Consider the following 14,830-nt stretch of genomic DNA (forward strand, 5'->3'; position numbering starts at 1 on the left):
AATGCCCAGACGTCCTAAGGTGACCATCCACGGTCTGCTTGCCGCCAACGGCAAGATGATCGTGCGTCATCCGGTACTCATGATCGCCACATGGCTGGTCATCGCCGGTTCCCTGTTCGCGGCCATCCCGCCGTTGGCGGTGGTCGCGCAGAAGAATCCGCCGGACTTCGTGCCTTCGGACTCGCCCGTTGTCGTCGCCAACCAGCAAATGACAGAGGCCTTCACCAAAGAGGGTGAAGAGGGCAACGACATGGGCAACCTCATCGCGGTCGTCCTGGTCAACGATGACGGGCTGACCGACGCCGACGAGCAGACCTACCGGCAGCTGGTGGCCAAGCTCGGCGCATCCCCGGCGGTGTCGGCGACCCAGAACTTCGTCGAGATCCCCGAGCTGCGGGCCGGCATGGTCAGCAAGGACAACAAGGCCTTCAACCTGCCGGTGGGCCTGAATGGCGCGATGGGCGGCGCCGACGGTCTCGCGGCCTATCGCGAAGCGCTGGCGATCATCAACGAGACCACGGCCGGGACCACGCTGGAGCCCGTCATCGTGGGCGCCGCGGCCACCATGGACGATGTCACCGACATCGCGCTGCGCGATCAGTTCATCATCGAGGTCTCCACCGTGGTCACGGTGCTGCTGATCTTGATCATCGTCTATCGCAATATCGTCGCGATGCTCATCCCGCTGGTCAGCATCGGTATCTCGCTGGCTGTCGCCCAACAGGTGGTTGCCGGCCTCGGCCTGCTGGGGCTGGGTCTGGCACCCCAGACGATCGTGCTGATCACCGGCATGATGATCGGCGCCGGTGTCGATTACGCGGTCTTCTATTTCAGTCGCTATCAGGAGCATCTGCGCGGCGGCATGAAGACCGATGCGGCGATCGTCGCCTCGATGGTGTCCATCGGGGAGGTGATCGCCGGTTCGGCGGGCACGGTGGCCATCACCTTCCTGGGCCTGTCGTTTGCCACGCTGAGCGTGTTCTCCAGTGTGGGGCCGGCGCTGGCGGCGACCATCACGATCGGCTTCCTCGGATCGATCACGCTGCTGCCCGCTTTCATCGTGCTGGCCGGCCGCCGTGGCTGGGTCAATCCCCGCAAGGACGTCACCGGCCGGTTCTGGCGCCGGTCCGGGGTCAACGTGGTGCGCCGTCCCGTGTTGAACCTGACCGTCAGCCTGCTCCTGCTCGTCGGTCTGGCGGCATGCACACTGCTCATCGACTTCAACTACGACGACCGGCGAAACCTCCCCGAGGACTCGGCCAGCAACCAGGCCTACGAGCGGATGAACGAGCACTTCCCGATCAGCAACTCGTTGCAGCAGTTCATCGTGATCCATTCACCGACCCAGGATCTGCGGTCTCCGCGGGCGCTTGCCGATATGGAGCAGATGGCTTTCCGGATCAGCCAGATCCCCAACATCGACGCCATCCGGGGCATCACCCGACCCAACGGTGAGATGTTGGCCGAGGCGCGCGCGACGCATCAGGCCGGCGAGGTCGGTGACAAGCTCGGCGAGGCGACCAATCTCATCGACGAGAACGATTCACGGCTGACCCAGCTGTCCGAGGGCGCACACGCGCTGGCCGACGCCCTGGACAAGATCCGTGACGAGGTGGTCGGATCGGCGGGCCCGATCAAGACCATCCTGGTGTCGCTGGCCCAGACCCAGCAGGACTTCGGCGGGGTCCAGACGCTGCGCAGCATCGATGCCAGCGCCCGGATGATCGACCTGTTGCGCGGTGTCGGCCGCGCCATGGGCGGCGGTATCGAACAGGTTGTGCTGCACACGATCTGGCTCGGTCCGATGGTGGCGCTGCTGAACTCCAGCCCGCTGTGCACCATGGACCCGGTGTGCCGGGCCGTCCGCTCGGATATGGGCGACATCATGGCCGCCTACGATGACGGCACCATCCAGCAGCTCTACGAGCTGTCCAAGCAGATGGAGAACACCCAGCCCGGTGACAGCCTGTCGAAGTCGGTCAGCGGCGTCACCGACAACCTCGAGCGGTCACTGACCGCCGTGGAGGATCTGGGGCTGGACAGCCCGGCGGCGGTGGAGAAGCAGGTCGACGAATTGGTCGCCGGCATCAACAAACTGGCCGATTCCAGTGCTTTGCTCGCCCAGGGCGTGCAATTGCTGGTCGACCAGACCCGGCAGATGGGCGGGGGACTGACGCAGGCCTCGGACTTCCTGCTGGCGATGAAGCGTGACGCCGGCGACCCGTCGATGTCCGGCTTCTACATCCCGCCGCAGATCCTCACCCGTCCGGAATTCGAGAAGGCCGCCCAGCTGTTCATCTCACCCGACGGACACACCGCGCGCTATCTGATCCAGACCGCCCTGGATCCGCTGAGTACCGATGCGATGGATCAGGTCGACGAAATCGTGGAGACGGCGCAGAACGCCCGCCCCAACACCACGTTGGAAGACGCCGAGATCACGATGGTCGGCCTGAGCGCGGTGCAGAACGATGTCCGCGGCTACTACAACGGCGATTTCCAGTACATCGTGCTGGTCACCTTGATCGTGGTGTTCCTGATCCTGACCTTCCTGCTGAAGGCGATCATCGCGCCGATCTACCTGGTGATCTCGGTGGTCTTGTCCTACGCATCTGCGATCGGCATCGCGGTGATCTTCTTCCAGTTCATCCTCGGTCAACCCATCTTCTGGAACATCCCCGGTATGACGTTCCTGGTGCTGGTGGCCGTCGGCGCGGACTACAACCTGCTGCTGATATCCCGGATCCGGGAGGAGGCCCATCGGGGCACCAAGGTCGCGATCATCCGCACGATCGGCGCGACGGGCGGTGTGATCACTTCCGCCGGCCTCATCTTCGCCGCGTCGATGCTCGCGCTCACGGTCAGCAGTATCGCGGCGATCGTGCAGACCGGTTTCATCATCGGTGTCGGGTTGCTGCTGGACACCTTCGTGGTGCGCACCATCACGGTGCCGGCGATCGCGGTGCTGCTGGGGGAGAAGAACTGGTGGCCCAACCGGGTGCCCAACGAATTGCGCAGTCACCTCTCGTTCTTGCAGAACCGCCGCGGCGTGGTCAGGGATGAGCCGGTGAAGACCACGCCGATCGCCTTCCCCGTCGACGATGATCCGGTCGACGACGACACCGACGTCGGCTACGGCGTCGCTGTCGCAAAGGCTTCCATGGTCACCGCGGCTTGGCGGGACCGTTAGCGGGCTCTGCCTGCGCGTGCCTGCCCTGTTCGCTTCGCCTGCCCGTCTCGCGATGTTCACCTGTTCGAGGTGTCCGTCGGCGGGGTGATCGACCTAGGGTCGACGCAGCTATCCGGCATGTCGACGGGGGTCGGTCAGCCGTCGGAGGATCCGGCGTGACCAGGTTGCGGCAGAGAGGTCATCGATTTGCGTCTGACGGTGTTCGGTCTGGGATATCTCGGGCTCACCCACGCGGTGTGTATGGCCGAACTCGGCCACGATGTGCTCGGGGTGGAGACCGATCCGAAGCGGATCGCCAAGCTGGGCAACGGTGAGGTGCCGTTCTACGAGCCGGGCGTTGCCGAGCTGCTGCGCAAGCATCTGCAGACCGGCAAGCTGACCATCACGGCCGACTACGCGCAGGCCGCCGAATGGAGCGAGCTGTATTTCATCGCGGTCGGAACCCCGCAGAAGAAGGGCGAATCCGCGGCCGATCTGCGCTACGTCGACGCCGTCATCGACACCCTGGTGCCGTTGTTGCACCGTGATGTGGTGGTGCTGGGCAAGTCCACCGTGCCCGTCGGCACGTGTGCGAAATTGGCAACGCGCGCAACGGAATTGGCCGACGGCATCACCGTGGAGATCGCCTGGAATCCGGAGTTTCTGCGCGAGGGCTTCGCCGTGCAGGACACCATCACACCCGACCGGGTGGTCCTGGGTCACCACGGCGGCGGCCGTGCCGAAACGATGACCCGCGAGGTGTACGCGCAGATCCTGGAGCGTGAGACCCCGTTCATCCTCACCGATCCGGAGACCGCGGAGTTGGTCAAGGTTTCCGCCAATGCCTTTCTGGCAACCAAGATCTCGTTCATCAATGCGATCGCCGAGGTCTGCGACGCGGTCGGTGCCGATGTGGCCGCTGTCGCCGATGCGATCGGCTACGACGCGCGCATCGGCCGCCGCTTCCTCAACGCCGGTATCGGGTTCGGCGGCGGCTGCCTGCCCAAGGATATCCGGGCGTTCATGGCTCGTGCCGGTGAACTGGGCGCCTCGGAGGCGCTGACCTTCCTTCGCGAGGTCGACAACGTCAACATGCGGCGCCGCACCCGGATGGTGGAGGTGGCCCGTAAGGCCTGTCCGGTCGGGTTGCAGAGCGCCAACATCGCCATCCTCGGTGCTGCCTTCAAACCGGATTCCGACGATGTTCGCGACTCACCCGCGCTCAATGTGGCCGGCCAGCTCCAACTGCAGGGCGCATCGGTGACGGTGTTCGACCCCAAGGCGATCGAGAATGCCCGTGCGGTCTTCCCGACGCTGTCCTATGCGGCATCGGTCGACGACGCCTGCGAGAACGCCGACCTGGTCATGGTGCTGACGGAATGGTCGGAGTTCGTCGCCATCAACCCGTCCGATCTCAGCGCGATCGTGCGGAACAAGACGGTGATCGACGGCAGGCTCTGCCTGGACAAGGAATGGTGGATCAAGTGCGGATGGACCTACCTGGTCTGAGACACCGCTGAGCTGACGGCCCGGCCCACCGGCTGCCGATCGACCGGCGCCTGGAGCACACGATCTGCCGATATCTCCGCGTCGAGATCCTGTGCGACGGGACCGTCGCACAGGTATGGCGGCCGGCGGGTGATCCGCCGACCGACGAAGATCATCCAGCCCAGTGTCACCAGCGTCATCGGGACGTACACGGCGGCACCCCAGGCGAGATACCACGGGCGTGAGAAGGTCCACACGCTGGCCTGCAACAGCGACAGGGCCGACGGTATCCCGATCAGCAGCACCGCGAACCACACCCAGCCCAGGACACGTGCCCCCGGCTGGTCGCGCCACGGGCCGTTGATCAGCCAGATCATCAGCGGGATCAACCAGACCCAGTGGTGGGTCCACGAGATGGGCGAGGCCATCAGCCCGAACAGTTGGACCACCAGCAGCGACCCGAGGACGTCACGGTTTCCCGTCTTTCCCAGCGCTCGCCAGGCACACACCGAAAGCACGGCGGTGGCGGCGATGGCCAGGGGTACCAGTACCGTGTGCCCGGCGTCGTAGCCGACGATCCGCGATATGGTGCCCAGCCACGACTGGTTGTTGCTGGTCCCCGTGGAAACCGGAACCCGACGGAACAGCTCGACGAAGAACTCCCGGGTTTCACTCGGCGCGATCAGCGCGGTGATGCCGACGGTGGCGAAGAACGCGGCGACGGCAAAAGCCGCGGCCGCCCATCGCCGCATCGCCAGGAAGTACAGACCCGTGATCGCCGGGGTGATCTTGACTCCCGCGGCGAGGCCGACCAGCAAACCTGCCAGCCAGGATCTCGACGTGTACGCCGCGTACAACACCGCGAAGGTGAGGAAAACCCCGACCTGGGAGTAGTTGAGCAGCAGGCGAATCGGCTCCAACCAGATTGCTGCCGCGGTCCACAGCATGGCGATCCGGTGTCCGCCCCTGCCGATCATTCGCTGACTCACCCGCACGATTCCGTACAGGCATGCAATGGTTGCGAATTGCCATAGCCAGGCAACAACGACGAACGGAAGCCATTGCAGCGGATAGAAGATCATGGCCGCGAACGGCGGATAGATGAACGGCAACTGCTCGCCCAGCAAATCGGTGTAACTGAGCTGATACAGCGTGCCGGGGTGGTCCAGCGCGGCCCCGCCGGCGATGTACACACGCAAATCGACAAACATGTCCGGGATGTTGGTGGTACCGATCGACCGGATGACGATGCTGGCTACCAGCAACCACGGCGCCAGCTTTATCGCGCGTTCCCCCAAACGCTTCACAGCACTCCAATCATCGATTTTCGTCGGTCTGTGACTGACACCGAGAATGCGGGCCTGGCTGAATTCAACCCCAGAAACCACCCTGTCGCAGCGTCAACTTAACGACGTCATCGCTGTCATACAAGCGCACCGGAGCGCACCGTTGCGGCGATTCACCGGATTTCGTACCGAATTCGGGGCGTCGGTCGTCTCGTGGACCGCTCGGACCCGATACTCGGACCCGATAGAAAGCCCGGCCGATCAGCCGGGCTGCGCGATCGCACACATGCACCCGAGCGTGAGCCGGTCGCGGTGCCTTATAGTCGCCCTGGTGAGTACGGATTCTGTTCCGTCGGCGCGAGATCGGTTCGCGCGTCTGAAAGCGCTGGCCCCGGCCATTTTCGCGATCAGCGCGGTCCTGCGGGTGGCATCGACGATGGGGTTTTACCTCGTCGAGGGCGACGCCTTCTTCGATTTGCGCATCTACGTTCTCGGCGGCGCCGCGCTGAACAATCCGGGCACGCTCTACGAGTTCTTCTATACCGATCCGCTGAAGAACGAGCAGCTTCCGTTCACCTACCCACCGTTCGCGGCGATCCTGTTCTATCCGCTGCACCTGCTGCCCTTCGGCCTCACGGCGCTGTTGTGGCAGCTGGCCCTGGTGGGTGCGGTGTACGCCACCGTACGACTGAGCCAGCGTTTCGTCGGTGGCGGGAGCCGGCGGATCGCCATGCTGTGGACCGCGGTGGCGATCTGGATGGAGCCACCCGGCGGGAGCATCCAGGTCGGACAGATCGGCATCTTTCTCATGCTCGCGGTGCTCTACGCCGCCTACAGCACGCGCTGGTGGGTGTCTGGCCTACTGATCGGCGTGACGGCAGGTATCAAACTGACCCCGGCCATCACCGGGCTGTACTTCGTGGGGGTGCGCCGCTGGGGTACCGCGCTCTTCTCCGCGGTGGTGTTCTTCGCGACCGTCGGCATCGGCTATCTGCTGCTGCCCGACGAGACGCGACGTTATTTTCCCGGGCGCATGAGCGAGGCCGGCCACGATCTTCCCGTCGGATCGGTCTGGAACCAGTCCTGGCGCGGCGGCCTGTCGCGCATCATGGGCCACGACGTGGGGACCGGTGCGCTGCTGATCGGTGCCCTGTTGGTCACCGCGCTGCTCTCGGTATTGGCGTGGCGGGCGCTCGGATCGGTGGGCGGGGAACGCGACCGGTTGGCCTCGCTGCTGGTGATCCAGATCTTCGGGCTGGTGGCCTCGCCGGTGGCATGGACCCACCACTGGGTGTGGGTGGTGCCCCTGATGATCTGGTTGTTCCATGGGCCGTGGCGCGCGAAACCCGGTGCCCGCCCGCTGGGTTGTGTGTGGTTCGCCCTGATGGTCCTCAGCGTCCCGACGCTGCTGTCCTCGGCGCAGTCCAGCATCCACGACATCAGCCAGCCGTGGTATCTGGCGTGGGCCGGACTGGTCTACATCATCGCGGCGGTCGCGACGCTGGTCTGGATGATCGTGGTGGGACGCCGTGCCGACCACCCGGGTGACTCAGCCGCCGACGGGTCCGGACTCGGCCGCCCGCCGGTAACCGCGCACCGCCGCGGGACCGAAGATGCTCCCGAGCAGGATGGCCCAGACCGCGGTGACGGCCAGCGGTAGTCCGATGTTCGCATCGCCCACCGACAGCAGTCGCATCGTCTCGACCGCCGCGGCGACGGGTTGGTACTCGGCCAACGGGCGCAGCGTCGCCGGGGTCTTGTCCACGGGTACGACGGCGGCGAAAGCCAGTCCGACGCTCAAGGTGCCGAACCAGGCCAAGATGGTGCGGCCCTCGCCGCGCAGGCCCAGGATCATGACGATCATCGTGTAGACCGCCACGATCACGCTGGGGATGACCAGATAGCCCGCCAGCGCGGCGATGTTGCCGTGGAAGCGAAACCCGAGACCGTAGCCGATCGCGGTGACCAGCACAGTGCCCAGCACGGTGCGAAGCGCCTCGGCAAGCACGATGCCGGCAAGGGCGCTGCCGCGGCGCACCGGCATGATCCACAGGCGGGTGAGCAACCCGTTCTCGCGGTCATGGGACATCATCGACCCCGACGCCGCCGACCCTGACATCGCACCGACCAGCGCGCACACCGGGATGAGCAGGTCGAGTCCGCTGTTGCCGGTGATCCTGGTCATCGACTTGCCCACCAGCACGCTGTAGGTGAGTAGCAGGACCGCGGGGAACATCAGCGCCTGCAGGGGCACCGTGGGATACCGGCACCACTGCACGAGCAACCTGCTGGCGAAGATCCAGATCTCGTCGGCCACCTCTCGTGCGGCACCACGACGCGGCGGCTGTGCCTGCGGCTGCGGGCGGGTCATCGGGTTCGCCGCTGTTCTCGCAGGGCGGCGTAACCGAAAAGGCCGAGGAACAGCACGCACCAGCCCACGCTGGCCAATGCGTTGGGCGCATCGACCCGGCCGTCGGTGAAATCGCGCAGGGCCTCGGTGATCTGGGAGACCGGTTGGCTGGAGACGAACGGTTGCAGGGCGGTGGGGAAGGACTCCGTCGGCGCCAATCCGGTCGACAACAACACCAGCAGCAATTGTGGGATCAGCAGTAGCTGGCCGGCGACCTCGCTGCGCTTTGCGCGCGCACCCACGGCATCGGCGCCCAGCGACAGCGCCAGGGTCAGCGCCAGGGCGAGTCCGAAAAATGCTGCAGCGTAACCGATTCCGCCGGTGAACCGGAAGCCGAACAACAGCGCGCCCAGAGTCGAGGCCACGACGGCCAGCAGACCGCGAACAACGCAGTAGTACATGCGTGCCGTCAGCGGCGCCAAGCGTGAGATCGGCAGCGTCTGCAGCCGCCTGCTCATCCCGTCGGCGTTGTCCGCCGCGGCGCGGTCGGTGGTGGTCAACGCCCCGAAGAACATCGCCTGCACCACGACCGCAGGGAGGACGTACTGCGCGTAGGTCATCCCGTCGGTCACGATGACGTCCTGCAGCAGGAACACCAGGCCGATGATGCCCACCAGGGGAGCGACGATGGCGAAGGCCAGATCCACCCGATTGCGTCGCATCAACCGCGCGGTCAGGATGACCGGCGCGTTCACGACGCGGCGGAGGGGGCGGTCAGATGCAGGAACACCTCGTCGAGCGTCGGGCGCCGCAACGAGATGTCGAGCAGTTCGACGCCGATGTCCTCCAGCCTGCGGAACACCTCCGACAGCGTCGCGGTGCCACGGGGAGCGGGCACCGAGACGCGCATGGTCTTGGCGTCCACCTCGACCTCGTCGAAGTCACCGAGCGCCGCGGCGATCCGCGGCAGGTCCTCGGCGTGCATCGCCGTCATCTGGCAGTAGCCCGGCCCGGCCCGCCGCTTGAGTTCGTCGGCCGTGCCGCTGGCCACCACGCGGCCCGAGTCGAGGATCACGACGGAGTCGCTGAGCACGTCGGCCTCCTCCAGATACTGGGTGGTCAGCAGAACGGTGATGTCCTGCGCGGACAGTTCCGACACCAGATCCCACACGTCTCGGCGACTGCGCGGGTCCAGACCGGTCGTCGGCTCGTCGAGGAACAGCACGGTGGGCGCCACCACCAGCGACACGGCGATGTCGATGCGGCGACGCATGCCGCCGGAGTATCCGCTCACCTGCCGGTCGGCGGCCCCGCGCATGTCGAACCGGGTGATCAGCTCGTCGGCCCTGGCGCGGGCGCGGCTCTTGGACAGCCCGCGCAGGCGGGCGAAGAGCACCAGGTTCTCCCGACCGGTCAGACGCAGGTCCAGTGCGGCGTCCTGGCCGGTGACCCCGATGGCGCGGCGCACCTGAGCCGCGTCGGCGACCACGTCGTAACCGGCCACCGTCGCCGACCCCGCCGACGGCCGTACCAGCGTCGAGAGGATGTTGACGGCGGTGGTCTTGCCGGCGCCGTTGTGGCCGAGCAGGGCGCAGACCGAGCCGGTGGGGACCGCGAAGCTCACGTCCCGCAGAGCGGTGATGCCGCCGCCGAACGTCTTGGCGACACCGTTGAGCTCGATCACAAAATCCCACGATACAACCGGCGACCGGGGGCGTTGCCGGGCGAGAGGGCCGGTCGGGCCGCAGCTGGGCGCGGGTGTGCCGGACACGTCCCCGCGACACGCCCGGGGATGTCGGTCGGCACCCATAGAATCGTCGTCCTATGGGCTCCTCGTTCGTGCATCTGCATAACCACACCGAATACTCGATGCTCGACGGCGCGGCCAAGGTCAAGCCGATGATCGCCGAGGCGCAACGCCTGGAGATGCCGGCCATCGGAATGACCGACCACGGCAACATGTTCGGGGCCAGCGAGTTCTACAACGTGGCCACCGATGCCGGGATCAAGCCGATCATCGGTATCGAGGCCTATATCGCCCCCGCTTCTCGATTCGACACCAAGCGCGTGCAGTGGGGTGATCGCAGCCAGAAGGGTGACGACGTCTCCGGTAGTGGCGCCTACACCCACATGACGATGGTCGCCGAGAATGCGACCGGTCTGCGCAACCTGTTCAAGCTGTCCTCGCTGGCCTCGTTCGAGGGCCAGCTGGGCAAGTGGTCGCGGATGGACGCCGAGCTGATCGCCGAGCACGCCGAGGGCATCATCGCCACGACCGGGTGCCCCTCCGGTGAGGTGCAGACCCGGTTGCGTCTCGGACACGTCGAGGAGGCGATCGCCGCCGCCGCCAAATGGCAGGACATCTTCGGCAAGGAGAACTTCTTCCTGGAGCTGATGGACCACGGCATCGAGATCGAGCGCCGGGTCCGCGACGGACTGCTCGAGGTGGGCCGCAAGCTCGGCATCCCGCCGCTGGCCACCAACGACTGCCATTACGTCACCCGTGAGGCCTCGCAAACGCACGAGGCGCTGCTGTGCGTGCAGACCGGCAAGACGCTGTCGGATCCCACCAGGTTCAAGTTCGACGGTGACGGCTACTACCTGAAGTCGGCCGCGGACATGCGGGCGTTGTGGGATCCGCAGGTGCCCGGTGCCTGCGATTCGACCCTGCTGATCGGCGAGCGCGTGCAGTCCTACGCCGATGTGTGGACCCCGCGTGACCGGATGCCGGTCTTCCCGGTGCCCGACGGCCACGATCAGCAGTCCTGGCTGACCCACGAGGTGATGACCGGGCTGGCGGAGCGACGGTTCCCGGGTGCGCAGGTTCCCCAGGAGTACATCGACCGCGCCAACTACGAGATCAAGGTCATCTGTGACAAGGGCTTCCCGGCGTACTTCCTGATCGTCGCCGACCTGATCAACTACGCCCGCTCGGTCAACATCCGGGTCGGGCCCGGCCGTGGGTCGGCGGCCGGTTCGCTGGTGGCCTACGCCATGGGCATCACGAATATCGATCCGATCCCGCACGGCCTGCTCTTCGAGCGGTTCCTCAACCCCGAGCGTCCGTCGGCACCGGATATCGATATCGACTTCGACGACCGCCGCCGCGGTGAGATGGTGCGCTACGCCAGCGAAAAGTGGGGTAGCGACCGGGTTGCGCAGGTCATCACCTTCGGCACCATCAAGACCAAGGCCGCGCTGAAGGACTCGGCCCGGGTCAACTACGGCCAGCCCGGTTTCGCCATCGCCGACCGCATCACCAAGGCGCTGCCGCCGCCGATCATGGCCAAGGACATCCCGCTGTCGGGTATCACCGACCCCAAGCACGAGCGGTACAAGGAGGCCGCCGAGGTACGGGGGCTCATCGACACCGATCCCGATGTGCGCACCATCTACGAGACCGCCCGCGGCCTGGAGGGTCTGGTCCGTAACGCCGGCGTGCACGCCTGCGCGGTGATCATGAGCTCCGAACCCCTCGTCGACGCGATCCCGCTGTGGAAGCGCCCACAGGACGGCGCCATCATCACCGGCTGGGATTACCCCTCGTGTGAGTCCATCGGCCTGCTGAAGATGGACTTCCTCGGTCTGCGCAACCTCACCGTCATCGGTGACGCGCTGGAGAACATCAAGGCCAACCGCGGTATCGATCTGGACATGGATCATCTCCCGCTCGATGATCCGGCGACTTATGAGCTGCTGTCCCGCGGTGACACCCTCGGGGTGTTCCAGCTCGACGGCGGGCCGATGCGTGACCTGCTGCGCCGTATGCAGCCGACCGGATTCAACGACATCGTGGCCGTGCTGGCGCTGTACCGGCCGGGCCCGATGGGCATGAACGCGCACAACGACTACGCCGACCGGAAGAACGGTCGCCAGCCGATCAAGCCGATCCATCCAGAGCTCGAAGAGCCGCTCAAGGAGATCCTCGCCGAGACCTACGGTCTGATCGTCTACCAAGAGCAGATCATGTTCATCGCCCAGAAGGTCGCGTCCTACACCATGGGCAAGGCCGATGCGCTGCGAAAAGCCATGGGCAAGAAGAAGCTCGAGGTGCTCGAGGCCGAGTACAAGGGCTTCAAGGAGGGCATGACGGCCAACGGGTTCTCCGAGGCCGCGGTGAAGGCGCTGTGGGACACCATCCTGCCGTTCGCCGGGTACGCGTTCAACAAGTCGCACGCCGCGGGTTACGGGCTGGTGTCGTTCTGGACCGCCTATCTCAAGGCCAACTACCAGGCCGAGTACATGGCAGGTCTGCTGACCTCGGTCGGTGACGACAAGGACAAGGCTGCCATCTATCTGTCGGACTGCCGCCGGCTCGGGATCACCGTGCTGCCGCCCGACGTCAACGAGTCCGTGCACAACTTCGCCTCGGTCGGCGACGATATCCGCTACGGCCTCGGCGGGGTGCGCAATGTCGGCGCCAACGTGGTCCAGTCGATCATCAACGGCCGCAACGACAAGGGGAAGTACACCGACTTCTCGGATTATCTGAACAAGATCGACATCACGGCATGCAACAAGAAGGTGACCGAGTCCCTCATCAAGGCGGGCGCCTTCGACTCGCTGGGTCATCCCCGCAAGGGCCTGTTCCTGGTGCACGCCGATGCGGTGGATTCGGTGCTCGGGACCAAGAAGGCCGAGGCCATCGGCCAGTTCGATCTGTTCGGCGGCGGGGATGCCGACACCGGGATGGAGTCGGTGTTCACCATCCCGGTGCCCGAGGGTGAGTGGGAGGACAAGCACAAGCTGGCGCTGGAACGAGAGATGTTGGGTCTCTACGTGTCCGGCCACCCCCTCGACGGTGTCGCCCATCTGCTCGCCGCGCATGTCGACACCCAGATCCCGGCCATCCTGGAAGGCGATATCGCCAACGACACCCAGGTGCGCATCGGCGGAATCCTCGCCTCGGTGAACCGCCGGGTCAACAAGAACGGTCTGCCGTGGGCCTCGGCACAGGTGGAGGACCTGACCGGCGGTATCGAGGTGCTGTTCTTTCCGCAGACCTATTCGGCGTTCGGTGCCGATATCGCCGATGACGCGGTGGTGATCGTCGGTGCGAAGGTGGCCATCCGTGATGACCGGATCTCGCTGATCGCCAACGACCTTGTGGTGCCGGACTTCTCGAATGCCCAGGGTGACCGGCCGGTTGCGGTGAGCCTGCCGACGCGGCAGTGCACGGTGGACAAGGTGACCGCGCTCAAGCAGGTGCTCGCGCGGCACCCCGGCACCTCGCAGGTGCATCTGCGGCTCATCAGCGGTGAACGCATCACCACCCTGGAGCTCGACCAGTCGCTGCGGGTCACCCCGTCCTCGGCGTTGATGGGTGATCTGAAGGCACTGCTCGGCCCCGGTTGTCTGGGCGGCTGAGGTCCGCCCAGGGGCCCGCCGATCGGTTCTACAGTTCGATGGCCACCATCGCGCTGTCGGGCCACAGCGCGCGATGCGTTGCCCGGCGCAGCTTTTCGCGCAGCGGGAGGTCGCGGTGCACGCTGGTGACACCGGGGATCGTCACCATCGGCAGGATGTTGTACTGCCACCCGTAGCGACGGTGTAGCGCGGTGTTGGCCCGCTCGGCCGCCTCGCCGGTGAGCAACCGGGCCCGGCCGGGACGGAAGGTGCCCACCCGTTCGCCGCGGTGATCGCAGATCGCCACCTCGACGTCGGAATGTGCCTGCAGTCGACGGGTCTTGGGTCCGATCTTGGTGCGCAACAACATGGTTCGCCCGTCCAGTGCGAACCACATCGGCGTATCGACGCGCCTACCATCGCGACGGTACGTGCGCAGCATGGCGTACCGGGAGCGGCTGAGGGCGGTCAGGTCGGTGTCGGTTTTTGGCATGACGCCAGTGAACAACTTAGAGTTGGCTTCAAGTCAAGCGGTGCGTGTCGAGAGGGGGTGGTGATGACGGGAGTGCTGACCATCGGCGAGGTGTCGCGTCGCACCGGGATCGCCCAGACCACCCTGCGGTATTACGAGCGGGTCGGTTTGCTGCCCGCCCCGGACCGGGTCGGCGGCCAACGTCGTTACCAGGCGACGGTGCTCGTTCGGCTGGAGATCATTCGCGCTTGCAAGACGGCGGGATTCGCACTCGAGGACATCGCGGTGCTGATCGGCGACGACACGCCGGGTCGGCCCGCCTCGCGCGCGTTGGCGCAGGCGAAGCTGGCCGAGATCGACACGACCATCGCCTCGCTGGTACGCGCCAAGGAAACCATTCGCCGAGGGATGGAATGTCAGTGCCCGTCGATCGACGCGTGCGCGTGCGGCATCGATCTGCAACCGGCGTAGCGCGATACCTAGCGGCGCGCGGTCATGCTGCCGGCCACCCAGATCACGGTGGCGATACCGGCAGCGGTGAGGACGGCGGTGCCCATGCTCGTGGTCGTCATGCCGACCAACGCCAGGACCAGCACGCCCACGATCAACGCGAGCAGCTTGTGCATCGGCCAGGGCACCCCGGCGATGGCGAATTCGGTCTGGGTCGTCACCACACCACGATAACTCGCAACCCAGAGTTCGGGCAACCGAAACTCTGT

The 14,830-nt window shown here is 65.8% G+C and carries 11 protein-coding genes; 5 read left to right on the top strand and 6 right to left on the bottom strand.

Going from position 1 to position 14,830, the window contains the following annotated elements; genetic code table 11:
* The first annotated feature begins 1 nt into the window (after nucleotide 1).
* Nucleotides 2-3,190: an MMPL/RND family transporter gene (locus FBY28_RS25110; RefSeq protein WP_216847943.1), complete on the top strand. Its 3,189-nt coding sequence runs from the start codon at nucleotides 2-4 to the stop codon at nucleotides 3,188-3,190.
* 186 nt (nucleotides 3,191-3,376) lie between these two features.
* Entirely contained in the window at nucleotides 3,377-4,678 is a 1,302-nt protein-coding gene (locus FBY28_RS25115) for a UDP-glucose dehydrogenase family protein (protein WP_141869853.1), read from the top strand.
* On the opposite strand, the gene FBY28_RS25120 is transcribed toward FBY28_RS25115, so the two are convergent.
* On the bottom strand, nucleotides 4,666-6,045 hold the full coding sequence (locus FBY28_RS25120) for a mannosyltransferase (RefSeq protein WP_286178471.1): 1,380 nt from the start codon (nucleotides 6,043-6,045) through the stop codon (nucleotides 4,666-4,668). The two genes, FBY28_RS25115 and FBY28_RS25120, sit on opposite strands and share 13 nt — an antisense overlap.
* A 229-nt stretch (nucleotides 6,046-6,274) precedes the next feature.
* On the opposite strand from FBY28_RS25120, the gene FBY28_RS25125 reads away from it, so the two are divergent.
* Nucleotides 6,275-7,603, top strand: a complete 1,329-nt coding sequence (locus FBY28_RS25125; RefSeq protein WP_216847945.1) for a mannosyltransferase — start codon at nucleotides 6,275-6,277, stop codon at nucleotides 7,601-7,603.
* Here FBY28_RS25125 and FBY28_RS25130 read toward each other — a convergent pair.
* The 3 genes from FBY28_RS25130 to FBY28_RS25140 are packed head-to-tail and all read right to left on the bottom strand — an operon-like array spanning nucleotide 7,493 to nucleotide 9,977.
* Nucleotides 7,493-8,314, bottom strand: coding sequence for an ABC transporter permease (locus tag FBY28_RS25130; RefSeq protein WP_141869855.1), 822 nt, complete (start codon nucleotides 8,312-8,314; stop codon nucleotides 7,493-7,495). The genes FBY28_RS25125 and FBY28_RS25130 overlap by 111 nt on opposite strands.
* Nucleotides 8,311-9,048 (bottom strand): ABC transporter permease, encoded by a 738-nt coding sequence (locus FBY28_RS25135; RefSeq protein ID WP_141869856.1) that lies wholly within the window; start codon nucleotides 9,046-9,048, stop codon nucleotides 8,311-8,313. The genes FBY28_RS25130 and FBY28_RS25135 overlap by 4 nt, the downstream gene beginning before the upstream one ends.
* Entirely contained in the window at nucleotides 9,045-9,977 is a 933-nt protein-coding gene (locus FBY28_RS25140; protein WP_141869857.1) for an efflux ABC transporter ATPase subunit, DrrA-related, read from the bottom strand. The genes FBY28_RS25135 and FBY28_RS25140 overlap by 4 nt, the downstream gene beginning before the upstream one ends.
* Nucleotides 9,978-10,132: 155 nt before the next feature.
* On the opposite strand from FBY28_RS25140, the gene dnaE reads away from it, so the two are divergent.
* A complete protein-coding gene (dnaE, locus tag FBY28_RS25145) occupies nucleotides 10,133-13,660 on the top strand; it encodes a DNA polymerase III subunit alpha (protein ID WP_524912036.1) in 3,528 nt (1,175 codons plus the stop codon).
* Nucleotides 13,661-13,688: 28 nt separating this feature from the next.
* On the opposite strand, the gene FBY28_RS25150 is transcribed toward dnaE, so the two are convergent.
* Nucleotides 13,689-14,132: a PPOX class F420-dependent oxidoreductase gene (locus FBY28_RS25150; protein ID WP_141869859.1), complete on the bottom strand. Its 444-nt coding sequence runs from the start codon at nucleotides 14,130-14,132 to the stop codon at nucleotides 13,689-13,691.
* 63 nt (nucleotides 14,133-14,195) lie between these two features.
* Between FBY28_RS25150 and FBY28_RS25155 the strand changes: the two genes are divergently transcribed.
* Nucleotides 14,196-14,582, top strand: a complete 387-nt coding sequence (locus FBY28_RS25155) for a MerR family transcriptional regulator (RefSeq protein ID WP_141869860.1) — start codon at nucleotides 14,196-14,198, stop codon at nucleotides 14,580-14,582.
* An 8-nt stretch (nucleotides 14,583-14,590) separates the two neighbouring features.
* On the opposite strand, the gene FBY28_RS25160 is transcribed toward FBY28_RS25155, so the two are convergent.
* Nucleotides 14,591-14,782 carry a hypothetical protein gene (locus FBY28_RS25160; RefSeq protein WP_141869861.1) on the bottom strand — a complete coding sequence of 64 codons (192 nt, stop codon included), beginning with the start codon at nucleotides 14,780-14,782 and terminating at the stop codon, nucleotides 14,591-14,593.
* Nucleotides 14,783-14,830: the final 48 nt, after the last annotated feature.

This window comes from Arthrobacter sp. SLBN-53 (assembly GCF_006715585.1).
GTDB classification, from domain to species: domain Bacteria; phylum Actinomycetota; class Actinomycetes; order Mycobacteriales; family Mycobacteriaceae; genus Mycobacterium; species Mycobacterium neoaurum_A.